11 protein-coding genes and 1 pseudogene are annotated in these 16,748 nt (G+C 49.4%); 1 reads left to right on the top strand and 11 read right to left on the bottom strand.

What is annotated here, in order from left to right:
- Window positions 1-69: 69 nt before the first annotated feature.
- The 9 genes and pseudogenes from CX664_RS28270 to CX664_RS18165 all read right to left on the bottom strand — a co-directional run.
- A pseudogene (locus CX664_RS28270) lies at window positions 70-3,071 on the bottom strand (type I restriction endonuclease subunit R, EcoR124 family); the annotation flags it as partial.
- An 88-nt stretch (window positions 3,072-3,159) separates the two neighbouring features.
- A complete protein-coding gene (locus tag CX664_RS18200) occupies window positions 3,160-4,200 on the bottom strand; it encodes a virulence RhuM family protein (RefSeq protein WP_101748102.1) in 1,041 nt (346 codons plus the stop codon).
- A complete protein-coding gene (locus CX664_RS18195) occupies window positions 4,188-5,486 on the bottom strand; it encodes a restriction endonuclease subunit S (protein ID WP_101748101.1) in 1,299 nt (432 codons plus the stop codon). The genes CX664_RS18200 and CX664_RS18195 overlap by 13 nt, the downstream gene beginning before the upstream one ends.
- Window positions 5,483-7,039: a type I restriction-modification system subunit M gene (locus CX664_RS18190; protein WP_101748100.1), complete on the bottom strand. Its 1,557-nt coding sequence runs from the start codon at window positions 7,037-7,039 to the stop codon at window positions 5,483-5,485. The genes CX664_RS18195 and CX664_RS18190 overlap by 4 nt, the downstream gene beginning before the upstream one ends.
- Window positions 7,040-7,343: 304 nt before the next feature.
- The gene (locus tag CX664_RS18185) at window positions 7,344-7,538 is read right to left on the bottom strand and encodes a helix-turn-helix domain-containing protein (RefSeq protein ID WP_244910688.1); all 195 of its coding nucleotides are present in this window, start codon (window positions 7,536-7,538) and stop codon (window positions 7,344-7,346) included.
- Between the two features lie 18 nt (window positions 7,539-7,556).
- Window positions 7,557-7,904 carry a hypothetical protein gene (locus CX664_RS18180; RefSeq protein ID WP_101748099.1) on the bottom strand — a complete coding sequence of 116 codons (348 nt, stop codon included), beginning with the start codon at window positions 7,902-7,904 and terminating at the stop codon, window positions 7,557-7,559.
- Between the two features lie 198 nt (window positions 7,905-8,102).
- Window positions 8,103-8,225: a cytochrome bd-I oxidase subunit CydX gene (cydX, locus tag CX664_RS18175; RefSeq protein ID WP_101748098.1), complete on the bottom strand. Its 123-nt coding sequence runs from the start codon at window positions 8,223-8,225 to the stop codon at window positions 8,103-8,105.
- Window positions 8,226-8,240: 15 nt separating this feature from the next.
- On the bottom strand, window positions 8,241-9,374 hold the full coding sequence (gene cydB, locus CX664_RS18170) for a cytochrome d ubiquinol oxidase subunit II (protein ID WP_101748097.1): 1,134 nt from the start codon (window positions 9,372-9,374) through the stop codon (window positions 8,241-8,243).
- 12 nt (window positions 9,375-9,386) lie between these two features.
- A complete protein-coding gene (locus tag CX664_RS18165; RefSeq protein ID WP_101748096.1) occupies window positions 9,387-10,988 on the bottom strand; it encodes a cytochrome ubiquinol oxidase subunit I in 1,602 nt (533 codons plus the stop codon).
- 584 nt (window positions 10,989-11,572) lie between these two features.
- Here CX664_RS18165 and CX664_RS18160 point away from each other — a divergent pair.
- A complete protein-coding gene (locus CX664_RS18160) occupies window positions 11,573-13,033 on the top strand; it encodes an SET domain-containing protein-lysine N-methyltransferase (RefSeq protein ID WP_101748095.1) in 1,461 nt (486 codons plus the stop codon).
- A 251-nt stretch (window positions 13,034-13,284) separates the two neighbouring features.
- On the opposite strand, the gene CX664_RS18155 is transcribed toward CX664_RS18160, so the two are convergent.
- Window positions 13,285-15,519, bottom strand: a complete 2,235-nt coding sequence (locus CX664_RS18155) for a diguanylate cyclase (protein WP_101748094.1) — start codon at window positions 15,517-15,519, stop codon at window positions 13,285-13,287.
- Between the two features lie 467 nt (window positions 15,520-15,986).
- Window positions 15,987-16,748 (bottom strand): hypothetical protein (locus tag CX664_RS26540; protein ID WP_180966543.1); only part of this gene is annotated, 762 nt, incomplete at its 5' end.

The raw sequence follows: 16,748 nt of genomic DNA, 5'->3' as shown, positions 1-16,748 counted from the left end.
TGGTGGAAGCCGAACCTGTTCAAAAAGAGCAGACCCGATTTGCCGGTATTGTAATTGCTTAAACCAAATCTATACCTGTCCACCCACCCCTTTAAACTTCTCAATAAACGCCGCAATTTTCTGAAACACACTCTGCTTCTTGGTCAGATACTGCGGATTCAACGGACTCATTTTCGGCAAAATGGCATTAAGCTCAGTACCATTTTCGCTGGCAAACTCCCGTTTCAGTGAGGTAGCAATATACCGTTTGGCGGCATCACTGTTCAGGCTTTCCGTTTCAATGAGCTCATCAGCCTCACGCTGTTGTTCCTTCTGGGCATACGTGAAAAAAGCATCAATCACACTGGCTTTATCACCAATCTCATCAAGATCAGTCTGATTGATAAAATCCACCACCAGGCCTTCTTTGGCACGGTTGCCAAGGCTGGCACGAATAACACGGCGCACTTCATCCACCAGATCAGCCTTGCTTTTGGTTTTCTTGTTGTGCTCAAAGATCAGCTCCAGGATGTAATCCAGATTGATCTCCTGGGATTTCAGCAGGTCCACCTCAAAGACCACATCATCCCAATCAATGGTGGATTTAACCTTGTCATCCGACGATTTCTGCCGACGCTGCCAATCACGAATATCGTTATAAGTAGAGCGGTAATCCTGAATCTTGCGTTCGGCGGGCAGGCGAATGGTCTGCATCTGTGCCAGTTGTTCATCATCCAGATAATGCTCGGCCTTAAACGCTTCAACAGCTGCCGGGTCGCTCATATCCAAGTCTTGCAACGCTTTCAGGCTGGCAAATTCATCGTAGTTTTGCAGCACGTTTTCGACGCGCAAATATTCACCAAAGAGTTTGGCAAAGGCTTTTTTATCAGACTCTTTTTCAATGGCGGCAGGATCAGGAAAGCGTTGCTCCAATTCCTGCACCACATCCATAAAGCCCCGTCTGGCTTCGCCGGTGACCAGATCAGTAAAGCCTTCCATGTACTCCTTGTAGCTTTTTTCCAGCACCACGTTTTTGGTGTTTTTATCACCAAACAGGGTGATGGCGTCTACCGTCGCCTGTTCCAGATCCCGGAAGGTGACAATATTGCCAAAGGTCTTGGTGGCGTCATAAATGCGGTTGGTGCGGGAATAGGCCTGCATTAACCCGTGGAAACGCAGGTTTTTATCCACGAACAGGGATTCAGGGTAGGCGCATCAAAGCCGGTAAGGAACATCCCCACCACAATCAACAAATCAATGTCTTTGGCTTTAACCCGCTTGGCCAGATCACGGTAGTAACTCTGGAACCCTTTGCTATCCACACTGTAATTGCTTTTAAAGAATGCGTTATAGTCGGCAATGGCTGAACTTAAAAACTCTTTAGCACTGCTATTCATAGCCGAGACATCAAAGCTCTCATCCAGAATATCCCCGACCGCATCCTGCTCCTCATTGGCCGCAAAAGAGAATATGGTGGCGATTTTCAGGGGCTTTTCGCTATCAGCCTGCAACTGGTTCAGCGACTCATAATAGAGCTTGGCGGCATCCACACTGCTCACCGCGAACATGGCATTAAAGCCATTGGCACTGGCTTGCAGACGATGGGTTTTCTGACGGAAGTTATTCAGAATGTATTGGGAAACTTCACGAATACGCTCCGGATGCAGCAGGGCTTGCTCGTTTTCTGCGGCGTTGAGCTTCTTCTCGTCCTGCTCACTTTCGATGGCCTTAAATTTCGGGCGAACATCGTTGTAGTCCACTTTGAATTTGAGCACCTTCTCATCACGGATGGCATCAGTAATCACATAGGAATGCAGCTCACGGCCAAACACGCTGGCGGTAGTTTCCGCACCTAAAGCGTTCTGCGGGAAAATGGGCGTACCCGTAAAACCGAACTGATAGAACCGTTTGAACTTCTTCTTCAGGTTTTTCTGGGCTTCACCAAACTGGCTACGGTGACACTCATCGAAAATAAACACCACCTGACGGTTGTAAATGGCAAGGTCGCCCTCGCTTTTCATCAGATTGTTGAGCTTCTGGATGGTAGTGACGATGATCTTGTTGTCGTCTTTATCCAGATTTTTCTTCAGGCCAGCGGTACTGTCAGAACCATTCACACTGTCTGGTGAAAAACGTTGGTATTCCTTCATGGTCTGGTAATCGAGATCTTTTCGGTCGACCACAAAAAATACCTTGTCGATAAAATCCAGCTCAGTAGCCAAACGTGCCGCTTTGAAACTGGTTAAGGTTTTACCGGAGCCAGTGGTATGCCAGATAAAACCGCCACTCTCCGGTTTGCTCCAGTGTTTAGCCTCATAGGAACTTTTTATCTTCCATAAAATACGTTCGGTGGCGGCAATCTGGTAAGGGCGCATGACCAGTAAGGTATCGCTGACGTCAAACACCGAGTAATGCAGCAACACATTAAGCAGGGTGCTTTTCTGGAAAAAGGTGGCGGTAAAGTCCTGTAAATCTTTGATCAGGCTGTTATCCGCCTTCGCCCAGTTCATGGTGAAGTCGAAGCTGTTTTTATTGCGCTGGGTGGTATTGGCAAAATAGCGGGTATCGGTACCGTTAGAGATCACAAACAGCTGCAAATATTTATACAACGAGTTTTCGCTGTTAAAGCTCTCTTTGCTGTAGCGATGCACCTGGTTAAAGGCTTCACGAATGGCCACGCCCCGTTTTTTCAGCTCAATCTGCACCAGGGGCAAACCGTTCACCAGAATCGTCACATCGTAGCGGTTTTTATGGGTGCCGGTCTGTTCAAACTGTCGGATAACCTGACAGATGTTGCGGTGGATATTGTGTTTATCCAGCAGATGGATGTTCTGGATATGCCCGTCATCAAAGACAAAATCGAAGATATGGTCATCGTGAATCTTACGGGTTTTATCAATAATGTTGTCGCCGGGTTTATCCAGATAGGTCTCAACAAAGCGTTGCCATTCCCCGTCTGAAAACACCACATCGTTCAGGGTTTGTAGCTGCTTACGGACATTACTGAGCATCTTATCCGGGGTATTTAAATCGGCTACATATTCATAGCCCTGGTTTTGCAGGTCGGAGATCAGCTCCCGCTCAAGATCGTTTTCGCTTTGGTAGCTTTCGTTGACCTGGTCATCCGGGGTGTATTTATCCAGAACAATATAGTTTTTGGATTCTGCGATGGTTTTGTAGTCAGTCATCTTGTGAATCTTTCTTTTGCAGCAGTTTTTTTACTTCCCGGTCAAAATCCGACTCTATGCGCTGCTGCTTGTTGAACTTGTTGTACTCGGTAATCGCTTTTTGTTCGGCCCGTTTTCTGCTGATCGTGCCATGCCCCTCCAAAATCTGATACTCGTTGAATGCCAGAAATTTGTTAACACTTTCTGCAAAGCTGCTCATGGTAAACGTGTTGCGTCGTTCAATAATGCCCTCAATGTAGTCAAAAAATGCTGAGACGGCTCGCTCCAGTTTTTTAATATCCACTTCACTCAAGTAGTTTTTTGCCACCGTAGCATCGGATTTCAGCACTCGGCCATCAGGGGCATTCTTGTAAGTGCTCATGCCCATCAGTGGCTTATTGGCATCTGCGTTAAGGGAGATGATTTCTGCTGCTGTGTGACCGGTGATGGCAAAATGGAACTTGTCCTGCACATGGGCATAGAACAGGCGAGTGGTTTCCGATCTGGGGTCGTAATCGGCGCTGCACTCGGCAAAAATATCGGTAATTTGCTGATAGATACGTCGCTCGCTGGCACGGATGGAACGCACCCGCTCCAACAGCTCACGAAAGTAGTCCTTGCCAAAATAGCGACCATTTTTCAGCCGTTCATCATCCATGGCAAAGCCTTTGATAATGTACTCCTTGAGCCGTTGGGTAGCCCAGATGCGGAACTGGGTAGCCTGTGTTGAGTTTACCCGGTAGCCGACCGAGATTACGGCATCAAGGTTGTAATATTTGACTTGTTGGGTCTGGGTAAGGCCAGCTACAGCACCGTGTTCAGTGGTATTTTCCAAAATGGAAACAACCAGTTTCTCCTGCAACTCATTACTTTCAAAAATGTTTTTCAGATGCTTCGAAATAGCCGGTACACCTACGCCAAATAGCTCTGCCATGCGCTTCTGTGTCAGCCAAATAGTCTCATTGCTGAGCAACACTTCCACCCTGATATCCCCATTGGGATCGGTGTAGAGCAGAAACTCAGTGGTCTGGTCTTGCAGGTTTAGGTCAGGCATGGAGATTCCTTGTGGTTATGTTGGTGATCTTCTTGCTCATACTGAACCTCAGTTGCCACTGGTTTGGGGAAATTTAGCAGCAAATCACGATAATATTCATATTGTTGCTGTCGGAGTTTGATTTCACGGGGCAAGCCTTCGCTGATGGAGCTGGTTAAGGTGTCGAATTTATCCAGGATGACGACGATGCGCTCCTGTTCTTCAGGCGGGGGAACCGGAATGCAAACCTTCGAGAAGCCATTGATCAATAGCGTTTTGACTTTTGCCCTTACCACGTATTTTGCCTTGTCGGCAATAAAGCTGGTGGTTTGCATGCAATAGGCGACAAATTTCGGATTCATCGAATGACGGAAAGCATAGCAATGGTCGTGAATTGCTACTTTATCGTTCCCCAGCCAGGCGACGGCTTTACCAACATCCTCTACTGTTTCACCCACATCAGTGATAACAACATCATTTGGTTCTGCGTAACGTAACGATGCGGCCATTTCAGCACGAACCTGTGACCGGGCATTAGTCGTTGAAACGCCATAGTCCGTGTAAATTTCGCCATAGTGGATGACGTCTATTCCCTCATCCACATAATCCGCTTTGGTAAATCGTTTGCCGCGAATAAAATCACCAATCTCTCCGAGAGGTTTCCATTCCACTTCACTGTTTTTAAAACTTAATAATTCGTCACGGTAATACTTGAATTGTCTCTTACGTGCGCTAAGCTCGGTGGTTAACGAGGTAAATGTGTCTAAAATCCGGACGATTTCAGCCTGAATCTCCAGCGATTTTTTTGGGTTTTCTGGATAGGGGATTGGGATTTTTGCCTTTCCGAGTCCCTTGGCGTTAATTGATGAGATTTTTCCCGAAGATATATGCTTTTTAATCTGTTCTTTAAAGAGCTTTGTTCTCAAGTAATAGGAAACATATTTTGGGTTTTGCTCACTTTTAAATGAAAAGCATGCATCGTGGAAAACAACATCATTTTCTCCAAGCCATGCGGTTCCGTTGCCAATGTCTTCTATTGTTTCTCCGGCAGCTACAATAATTACATCACCGTGATTGGCAGTACGTAATTGAGATGCAACACCTTTGCTGAGGAACGATCTTGCGCTCTCTGACCATATACCGTAATGCGTGTACATTTCTCCATAGTGGATACATGGAACACCATCGGGAATGAGATCGGATTTGACAAATCTCTTGCCGCGAAGAAATGTGCCAACCTCCTCTAAAGGTTTCCAATCTACTGAAGCGATATTCAGAAGATCTTGCATAATTACCAATTCGCTCATGCCCGAACCTCCACACCTTCAATCTCCGCCACAATCGCATCAATATCCAATCGGAGTTGTGCAACTTTCTCAACGGTAATTTTCAGCTCGTCATTCAGCTGAACAATATCCACCACTTCCCGTGTATCTCTCGCTTCCACATAACTACTTACGGAGAGGTTGTAACTATTCTCGGCAATGGTTGCAAACGACTCAGTTTTGGCAAGGTGAGCAATGTCGCCTTTTTTCTCAAACACCTTCAGAATTTCTGCAATATGTTCATCGGTGAGCAGATTGTTATTGGTGCCTTTGGTAAACAAGCCGCTGGCATCAATAAACTGCGTATCGGTATTGGTTTTGTGTTTGGAGAGCACCAGAATATTCACGGCGATGGTCGTACCAAAAAACAGGTTGGGCGCTAACGCAATCACCGTTTCCACATAGTTGTTATCCACCAGATACTGACGAATCTTCTGCTCGGCACCGCCACGGTAAAAAATGCCAGGAAAGCAGACAATCGCCGCCCGACCTTTGGCCGACAGGTAGTTAAGGGTATGCATCACAAAGGCAAAATCCGCTTTTGATTTGGGTGCCAGCACACCGGCAGGTGCAAAGCGGTCATCGTTAATCAGGGTCGGGTCATCGCTGCCAATCCACTTCACGGAATAGGGAGGGTTGGAGACAATGGCATCAAAAGGCTTGTCATCGCCAAAGTGCGGGTCAGTCAGGGTATTGCCCAGCTGCATATTGAACTTGTCGTAATTGATGTTGTGCAAAAACATATTCATACGGGCAAGGTTGTAGGTAGTGTGGTTGATCTCCTGACCAAAAAAGCCCTCTTCAATCACATGCTCGTCAAACTGCTTTTTCGCTTGCAGCAACAATGAGCCGGAACCGGCAGCCGGGTCGTAGATTTTATTGATGCTGGTTTGCCCGTGCATGGCCAGCTGGGCAATCAGTTTCGACACCTGTTGCGGGGTAAAAAATTCTCCACCGGATTTACCCGCATTAGCGGCATAATTGGAAATCAGAAACTCGTAGGCATCGCCAAACAGGTCGATATCGCTGCTGTGGAAATCACCAAAATCCAAACCAGCCACACCCTTAAGCACCGCTGCTAAACGGCGATTTTTGTCAGTAACGGTATTACCCAAACGGTTGCTGGTGGTATCAAAATCGGCAAAGAGGCCTTTAATATCCACTTCAGAAGGGTAACCGTTGGCAGAGCTTTCAATGGCTCTGAAGATGTCAGCAAGATCGGTATTCAGGCTATCGTTGGTGTTGGCATGCTTGACAACATTGGCAAACAGCTCACTGGGGTAGATGAAATACCCTTTGGTTTTAATGGCGTCATCCCGGATCTCGGAGGTAATAATACCGTCATCCAATTCTGCATAGTTGACGCTCTCATCACCGCCTTCAATGTAGCTGGCAAAGTTTTCACTGATAAAGCGATAGAACAGGGCGCCGCGCACGTATTGCTTGAAATCCCAGCCATCCACTGCGCCCCGCACGTCGTTGGCAATTTGCCAAATCTGGCGATGCAATTCTTTCCTTTGCTGGGTGCTTTTCATGGCATGAATCCTGTTTTGCGAAATGTGTAGCGAAAAAATATTGAGACGCTACCGCCCGTAGCTTGTACCAACGTCTTTTATTGACTCAGGGGAGCAGAGGGCCAGATAGCTCAGAGGTAAATTTTGGGAAGATAGTAATTGTACGCATGTAAGGTGTTTGGTGGTAGTCGTGCATTTGCGAAGGGAAAGGGAAAAGCTGTCCACTTTGGGAATGAGCAGGTTCTGAGCTAATTTCGCAACCAACGGATTATTTAAACAAGAAAGGGCAACTCTTCAACAGGTAGCTCTACCTTCACTGTCCGGCCTAACCAGGTACCCGACTAATCAGGCCAAGCTGGTGCAGTTTCACTACCATCTGGTGAACGGTGGGAGGAGTAACCTGAAAATACCGCTGCAAATCCTTTTCCGCTGGTGGCATGCCGTTGATCTTCGTGTAGTAGTAAATAAACGACAGGTACTGGCCTTGCAGTGGCGTGTAGGGTGGTTTCTTTGAACTCATATAGTTAGTGCTTGAACTTCACGACATGGCAAATGGTGACGTTTGAGCAACAAGTGACTGCACCCGATTCATTTTCTTACTGATATGGGCTAACAGCAGGGCAGCAAGAATCGCTGCTTCCCTTTCGCCGTATTCAGTATCGCTAGCCACCAGATCAACCATGGCTTTATAGGTGCGCAGTTTGACCGGTTCGTCACTCTGGCTGAACATGGCGGCGTGGGTGGCGTGGATAATCGCTTTATCAAACTCTATGCCCAGAATTTTGGTGTAGTTCCTGGCGTGTTTCTCGCATTCCTTGCCTTTCATGGTGCTGATGGCCTGGGCCAGTTTGAGGTCAGGCAGTTTGAGCAGGTCGCGGGTTTTCATGGTTTGAAAGCACTTCTTATGCAGTGGTTGAAGCAGGAGTTTATTCGATGGTTGTGGGAAAACCAAGGTGTACCAGATAGATACAAAAAAACGGTACCATTCTCCCGGTACAACATTCACTGCGAAATGCAGCAAAGGTACGGTTTGGTACCGTTTTTGAGGCTCAGGTTACAATCAAATTGCAACCTAAAAAATTTTCTATGAGTCTAACTCGTTAATTTCATTATCAAAATTGTCCGAATGAAATTCGTACCACATCACATTAATAATCCCAAAGGCGCAAGCCAGCAGTACACCCAGGATCCATGCAAAATACCACATTGTTCCGCTCCCTCTTTAGTAAAGTGAATGACTTTCTTTTTCAATGCGCTCGGCGGTCATGCGACCCCAGAGTTTGTAGAAACACCAGATGGTGTAGCCAAGGATGATGGGAACAAACACCACGGCAACGCCGGTCATGATGGCCAGGGTCATAAAGCTGGAGGTTGCGTCCCAGAGGGTCAGGCTGAAGGATGGGTCGGTACTTGAGGTCAGTACAAACGGGAACAGACTGAAACCTGCGGTCATGATAATGCCGGCCTGTGCCAGGGATGAGCAGGTAAAGTTAAGCCCATCCTGTCTGGTGCCGGAGAAGATCATGACGCCGAGGGTACCCAGGAAGCCAAGTACCGGGGCAATGATCATGATGGGGTATTGGCTGTAGTTGTTCAGCCAGGCACCTTGAGCAAGCGTGACGGTTTTTTCCAGGGGGTTGGATGGCGCATTGGTATCCAGAATACTGGTGACCTGGTAACCGTTGATATGGGCAACCCAGAAACCGGCTGCGGCAAATGCCACCATGGTCAGCAGGGCAGAGTAGCGGGCGACCGTTGCTGCACGGTGGCGGATGGGTTCGCCAGAACGCATTTTTTGCCAGACAGCGCCCTGCATGGTCAGCATGGCGGCACTGACCACACCGCACAACAGTGAGAATGGGTTGAGCAGGTCGAAGAATGAGCCAGAGAAGCTGGAACGCATAAAGTCGTCCAGGGCAAAGCCAAAGCCGACAAAGATGTTGCCAAAGGCAACGCCAAACACCAGGGATGGGACAATACCACTGACAAACAGTCCCCAGTCCCAGGCGTTGCGCCAGCGTGGGTCAGGCAGTTTTGAGCGGTAGTCGAAAGCCATCGGGCGAATCAACAGGGCAAAAAGGACCAGAACCATGGCCCAGTAGAAGCCGGAGAAGGCTGTCGCATAGACGGTTGGCCAGGCGGCAAATAGCGCACCACCGGCGGTGATTAGCCAAACCTGGTTGCCGTCCCAGTGGGGCGCAACGGCATTGATCATGATACGACGCTCAGTGTCGTTTTTGCTCATGAAAGGCAGAAGGTTGGCTGTGCCGAGATCGTAGCCGTCCATAATGGCAAAACCGATAAACAGGACGCCGATCAGTACCCACCAGATAAATCGGAGAATTTCATAATCCATCGTTATCGCTCCTTATGCTTTTCCGTGGAGGGGACTGTCAGAAACCACAGCATCGGTTAAGGCCTGCTGTTGTTCGAAGTGGTAACGGCCGGTGTGCAGGCTGCTTGGGCCCAGTCTGGCGTACTTCACCAGCAGCCAGACTTCAATGACGGCAAAGATACCGTAGAACAGCGTAAAGCCGGCGATGCTCAGGTAGAGGTCGGTGACTGTCCGGGTGGATGCCGACAGATAGGTGGGCAGAATGCCGGAGATCGACCATGGTTGACGGCCGAACTCCGCCACAAACCAGCCCATTTCACTGGCAATCCAGGGAAGGGGCAGCGACCAGAGGCAGAGTTTCAGGAAAAAGCGACTTTTGTATTCATTACGGCGGGCGGTTTTCACAAATGCCGTCACCAGGAGCAGCAGCATCAGGACGCCACAGCCAACCATGATGCGAAAGGCAAAGAACAGAGGCCATACGGTTGGAATAGCATCTTCTGCCGCTTGACGAATCATGGCATCGGTGGCCGCAGGAATGTTGTCGGTATAGCGGGTCAGCAACAGGCCGTAGCCGAGGTCATCCACCACTTCCAGGAAGGCGGCCCGGTTTTCCGGTGTATCCTGGCCGCTTTTCAGTTTTTGCAGCAGGTCATAGGCCTCCATACCGCTCTGGATACGGACCATCTTGTTTTCAATCAGGTCTTTGATGCCTGTGACTTCTTCATCCAGTGAGCGGGTGGCAATAATGCCCATCAGGTAAGGAATTCTGATGGCGTAATCGGTTTGCATGGTTTCCTGGTCAGGAATCCCGATCACGGTGAAGCTGGCCGGTGCCGGGTGGGTGTCCCATTCTGCTTCAATGGCGGCCAGCTTTACTTCCTGAACATCGCCCAGCTCATAGCCGGATTCGTCACCCAGAAGAATAACGGACAGAATAGCCGCCAGACCAAATCCTGAAGCCACGGCGAAAGAGCGGCGGGCAAAGCCGATATCACGATGGTTCAGCAGGTAGTAGGCAGAAATGGACAGGACGAAAATAGCGCCGGTGGTATAACCCGCCGCTACCGTATGGATAAATTTAACCTGGGCCACCGGGTTGAATACCAGGTCGGCAAAGCTGGTCATCTCCATGCGCATGGTTTCAAAGTTGAACTCGGCACCCACCGGGTTCTGCATCCAGGCGTTGGCAATCAGAATCCAGAGTGCCGACAGGTTGGTGCCAATGGCCATCAACCAGGTACAGGCCAAATGCTGCACTTTACTCAGGCGATCCCAACCGAAGAAGAACATGCCAACGAAAGTGGATTCCAGGAAGAAAGCCATCAGGGCTTCAATGGCCAGTGGTGCGCCGAAAATATCACCAACATAGTGGGAATAGTAGGACCAGTTAGTACCAAACTGGAACTCCATGGTCAGACCGGTGGCGACACCTACGGCAAAGTTAATGCCAAAGAGCTTGCCCCAGAATTTGGTCATATCCTTGTAGATCTGTTTACCCGTCATCACATAGACGGATTCCATAATGGCAAGGATAAAGGTCATGCCAATGGTCAGTGGCACAAACAAAAAATGATAAAGCGCAGTAATGGCAAATTGAAAGCGCGAGAGATCTATGACTTCTTCCAGAATCATACGACTCCTCCATAGATAAAATTGGAGTAACGCCCAGCTACCTGCATCATAGAACGTAAATGTGGCTTCAGCCAGCGGCTCCCAACAGGACAGCAGGAATCGGAGGGCGTTCCGGATCCGGCGGCCTTGTATGAAAAGACACGGTCGGTGAAATCATTAAGCCTTTGATAGCGGGTCTGGGCAATAAGTAATCAGCGAGAGATAGTATCTTATGTAAGAAAATAGGTATATTTCGGTATGCCGCATACTGTTTGACTTATTGTCCTGTGCTGGCCGCTTTGGATCACCAATTATGCCATGCCTTTCAGGCTCAGGCGGGTGATGGTCTTTTGGGCATTGTAAAGATCAATTTGCCAGGTATTCTAATCAGCCTCAACCGTAAATCCCTATATGTAAATCTACGATAGTGGCAGGTGCCTGTTCCTGAAAAAACATTGGACTGTGTTTGTTTAAATGGATCAGAGGTCAGGGAAGGGCATTCGTTGCTTTAATAAGGGGTTCGGCTTTGCCGTGAGTTGAACTTTCGGGCATACACTTTGTCAAAAATTTTCAGAATGTTGTTGCAAGTTTAAAGTAAGGAACTTATGGAAACCAATACCCTGTTACCGGCAAAAATGGCTGGAAGTCGTCCCCCTGATCCGGGTGATGAGCAATGCGGACCCGCCAGTGGCCGGCAAAGTCAGGGCGTGGCCTTTGCCCGTGATGTTGTCGCTGCCCACAGTGATGAGCCGAGCCTCAGCCACTCTGGTTCTGACAGCGTTGCATCAACCTCTACCGGAAATATATTTGAATCAAAGATAAGTCCATTAACTGACGATTCAACCACCGCATCTGTAGCTTCATCTGTAGCTTCATCTGTAGCTTCATCTGTAGCTTCGAGAGTGGCAACATCAGAAGATGTCTCTACCCCTGCCAACCGCGCCGGGCATGACAGTGATCATGCAACAGCCCTGGAACAGCTGGCAGCAGATATGCGTGCACTGCCAGACACCAGCATATTCAGTCGGGGAATAACTGAAACAATGCTTCTGTCGCTACAGAACAAACCTTCACGCCATTCAGCTCACCAGGCCTTTGCCACTGGCAGCAATAGGCCGGGCATGGCCAATAGAGCGTTGGGGAGCCGGGCTATTTCAGACTCTGAACTTCCTCCCGGGCATACTTACCAGCCTTATTTCTGGATGTCCCGTCTGGCCAGCAGTCAGTTGCTGCCAGACTTTCAGTTGAATCAAGCTTTGCAACCCCGCCTGGTTAACCAGTTGATAATGTCTGAGCAAGAGGCCCGGCAAGACTTTCAGGCGCGGTTTGAATACCGTTTTGTTGATTATGGCTTTAACTGCTCTGATGCTTCGGGTGCAGAGCCAGAAAAAAATTACGGGGTATTTGCCCGCGCACCCGTTAAGGGGGGGGAGTTGATCGGGGTCTATTCCGGTATTGGCTATGTGCTCAACAAAAGGGAGTGGGCCAGGTATAACCACGATTGGCAACCTGAGCTTGTGCATCAGAAAGTGACGACTGAAATGCCAGATTTCATGAGTTACTACCGGACCCTGATGGCAGGTCTCAGAGGTAAGGATCAAACGCAGCGAACGCTCTCGAAATACTCAATGGCGGGGCTTTCTTCAGATTCTACGAACACGGTTGTCTTTTTGCCGGATAACGAGCGTTATACACCGATGCATTTCCTGAATGCGGCCAACAGGGCCAAAGATAACAATGTCAGCATGTCGTTTGTTTCAGTGAATACCCGTTCTGGTAATCTTACCCTCCCTATCTATTTTGCCTTAAGGGATATCGCTGTCGGGGAGGAGTTATTGGTTAATTGCCTTTCACTTCCGCCGGATGGATGGGAACCATCAGGCTTGATGATGACAGCCGCCCAGGAAAGAGCAAAATACGAGAAAAATCTGCAGAGCCAGCTTGGCTTTATCAAGACACTTAATAATGAGGTACCGGGTAAACAGGCTATATCGCCGTTTGTTGCAGCGCCCGCTTATTATGCCTCGGAAGCACTTCGCAAAAGCTACAGGCAGACAAAAAAATAGCACACTAGTGCATGGTTTCAATAAGTTTGTCGTGCCTCCGCACTCCGTTCGTCCTGAGTGCTGAGCTTGTCGAAGCATCGAAGGACCCATAGGGCCTAAAGGCGGAAACTCCGGACTCTGATAGATCGTGCCAAGCACCCTTCGACTCCGCTCAGGGTGAACGGAGACCGTACCTGTCAAACTCATTGAAACCATGTACTAGGTTTTTTGATACGTTGAGGTGGCAAACCTGTTCTCTCTTTTTGAGTGGCTTATGTGACTGGCAAACGAACATCGTTCATGCTGGTGTTGATTGATGTCCGGTTTTTACCTGTCTGTTTTGCCTGGTACATTGCCGTATCCGCCTCCTCCAGCAGTCTGTCCAGTGTGTTAACATCTTTTGACAGGGCAGCAATACCGATGCTCACGGTTGTGGGCTGGCTGTTCGCCCATTGATTGTTTTTTGCATGTTCACTGGCGATGGCACTTCGCATTCGTTCAGCCACATGAAATGCCTGCCAGGGCTCTGTATCGGGCAATAATGCCACAAACTCTTCTCCGCCGTAACGCCCCAGTAAGTCTTGATGCCGGAGAGACTTGCGACATATAACCGCTGTCGTTGTAAGTATCTGGTCTCCGGCATTGTGGCCCAGCAGATCATTCAGTTGTTTAAAGTTATCAATGTCCATAAACAGGGCGCAGCTGGGGCGGATGGGGTCAGAGCCAAGAGCCGCCTGGATAATATTTTCTGCTTCCTGACAAAAGGCTCGCCGGTTCAGCAAGCCGGTCAGTGGGTCAAGGTTGGCCTGCTGCTGCCAGAAGAGTGACTGTCGATTTGCCTGAAAGAGGGTACACGCATGGTTGCTGATATCGCTGGCGGTTTGCCAGGTGGTGGCATTTCGATGATATCTGGAGGGGGCCAGTACCATAAGTACTTTATTACCGGCATCTATATTCAGTGGGAATAGCCAGTAGATGGTGCCAAACCGGTCTTTAAAGTTGATTTTTGTTTCAATGCCCGAAGCGATGACACTGAGCAAGTCCTCTTCGATATCTGGCAGCTGCCTGGCTAAATTTTCAGCGGCTTTTGAGTAATCAGCGGTTTCCCCGGGGTTGAAGTGCCATTCATCCTGCTGGTGGCGAAACACCATGGCAGGAATGCCGGGTAATACCTGGTCGAAGGTGGTCAATACTTTCTGGATCAGTTCGTTGTCGGAAAGTGGTGAGTCCGGGGTTTGCAGATGCTCACGCAGCGCTGACTCAAAGATACGCCGTTTGCTGCTGGCAGGGGCGATGGCATTAATCGATATGGCGTGGTTCAGGTTCTGCTGGTGCCCGTACCAGTAAAACAGAGGCAGGAGGGCAGCATGAACACAGAGAAGTATAAGTTCAGGGTAGGGCGTCAGGCTTCCTGACTCTGCGTTGGGATACCATAACCATGAGAGTAAAATAAGCATGGTCAGTGCTGCAGGAAAGGCCACTTTTGCGGGACGAATGCCATTATAGAGACAGTAAGCGGTAGCCAGCACCACCAAGGTAAAACTGGCCAGAAGTGAATAGGCGGCGAGTTTCAGGATTACCACTGATGCATTGCTGGCAGAAGTGATTCCATAAACCACGAGCGCCATGGCAACGATGTTCAGTGCGCCAATCAATCGATTCGTTTTTGGGGTGTAGACCGGCAGCAGTGCCAGGGTTCGATAGCTGGCAATACCGGTGACCAGCACCACCGCAGTTATCAGAATAAGCCAGTGGCCCGGCTCCCCCGGCCATGAGACAACACGAAAGATGTCGCCTTCCCACATCAGAATCATCAGGTTGGCCGCCAGCAGATGGCTGATCAGCAGATACAAGGCGGGGGTGCGATTTCTGAGGGTCAGGGTAAAGATGAAAATCAAGGCGACGGTCAGCAGCGTCTGAATTGAGCTGATGACGGTTTGTTGCTCACTCAGCAGTTCATAGTAGTTCAGAGATGGCCATAACTGAGGATTGAGCGGATTGAGCGCTACCGGATCATGACGCAGATACCAGGTTTTGGTTTCCCCGGGCTTGAGTGTCAGCTTCATGGTGTTGGGTGCCATGCCTGACAGTGCACCATCCATGCCCATTTTTGTCAGTTGATACCCATTGTTGACCGGGATAAAAACATCCAGCTTGTTATGGGGAACCTGCTGGAACACCATCAGCCAGTCATGGGGGGAGTAGGGCGACAGTTCAATATCCAGGCGATACCAGTTCAGGGGGCTGTCTGGGAGCGAGCTTTTAAAAATGTCAGAGGGTGGATTAACCGGCACCAGAGGCAGGGTGGTGATGGCATCATCACCACTGAGGTAAATGGGTTGGGCGACCAATGAACCGGAAAACGAAAGCAATAACAGCAAAAAAAACAGACGAAGATCCCTGACAGGTTGACAAATGACCTGGCACTCAGGATTTTTCCCGGGTATGAGTAAATGTTGCAGTAATAACAACAATGTCGTCTTCCCTAACGAGGAAACCAGTTCCAAATCGATGGCCTGTTCATTTATTAATGTTGCAATTGAGCTTTCTCCGTCCCGGAGAAATATTTCAAGATATTCTTACACAGTCGTGGGAGTTCTGTGAAGTGTTTGGGTTGGCTTTATGGGGGCTTTTCCTGCAAAAGTAGCTAAGGAATTGTCTTTTAATAAGTTCCCGATTTCCGTTCACCCTGAGTGCTGAGCTTGTCGAAGTATCGAAGGGTCGTGCCACCGAACTTCGACAAGCTCAGTCCGAACGGGGGCAGGCAATGAAAATAGGGAAGTTATTGCCAGACAACTCCTAACCCCTGAAATCATATACTTCTGGCTCCTTGTGCCGACACTCTCCTTTGTTACAACTCCGGTCACTACGGCTATGCTCCCTCCGTTGTGCCTCGCACAGTACCAGCACAAGAAGCCAGAAATATTCGATTCCATCTGGCCAGCTACTCCAGCTCAGTCACTCTGTACCGAACTCATTCAGGGGCTGGTTCCTGCGTAGGAACACTCTGCCTGTTCATTCGTTCCCGGATTCCCTGAATACCCTGTGATACTGAGTTGACCGCAGCGCTTGCCAGTTCTTTACCACGGGTAAGTGGTTTCATCGCCAGCTCCTGACCACGCAACCCCTCCTGGTAACCGGTAATCCATTGATAGGTTGAATAGCCGGCAATCCCCAATCCGCCCGCTGCCAGAAGGGAAGCTGAGGTAATTCCCATCGTAGCGGCGGTTGTTGCTGTAGCGGCATTGCTGCCGCCCATGTCGGCAATTATTCCTTCCTCGCCAACGCTCCTGCGCCCGACGTGGTGGGGTGCATGCCTACCCGCCTCGATGCCGGTTCGCGCAGAGCAATTGGCGGTTAACACCCGTGGGTCGGCTTTTTGGCAAAGAAGCTGATCATTGGCGATAGATCCAGAATTCTCTTTAAGGCCATTGACATAGCTGTTCACCGCCGTGGTGTTGGCAACCGTTCCTCCAGCGCTAATCTCCCCCGCCTCGATGCCGGCGTATGTACTCCCGCCCGAGGTTTCGACCCTGCTGTCCACCGCCGTGGTGTGGGCAACCGTTCCCACAACGTACCCACCCCCGATGCCGGCGCTTGCAATTAGACCCGAGGTTTCGACCGTGCTGTTCACCGCCGTAGTGTTGGCAACCGTTCCTGAAACGTACCCCCCCCCGATGCCGGCGTATGCAACTACACCCGAGGTTTCAACCTTGCTGTTCACCGCCGTGGTGTT

Origin of the sequence: Endozoicomonas acroporae (assembly GCF_002864045.1) — a bacterium.
In the GTDB taxonomy this organism is placed as follows: domain Bacteria; phylum Pseudomonadota; class Gammaproteobacteria; order Pseudomonadales; family Endozoicomonadaceae; genus Endozoicomonas; species Endozoicomonas acroporae.
The sequence above is the reverse complement of the archived record's forward strand: the minus strand, read 5'-3'. Positions and strand labels throughout refer to the sequence as shown.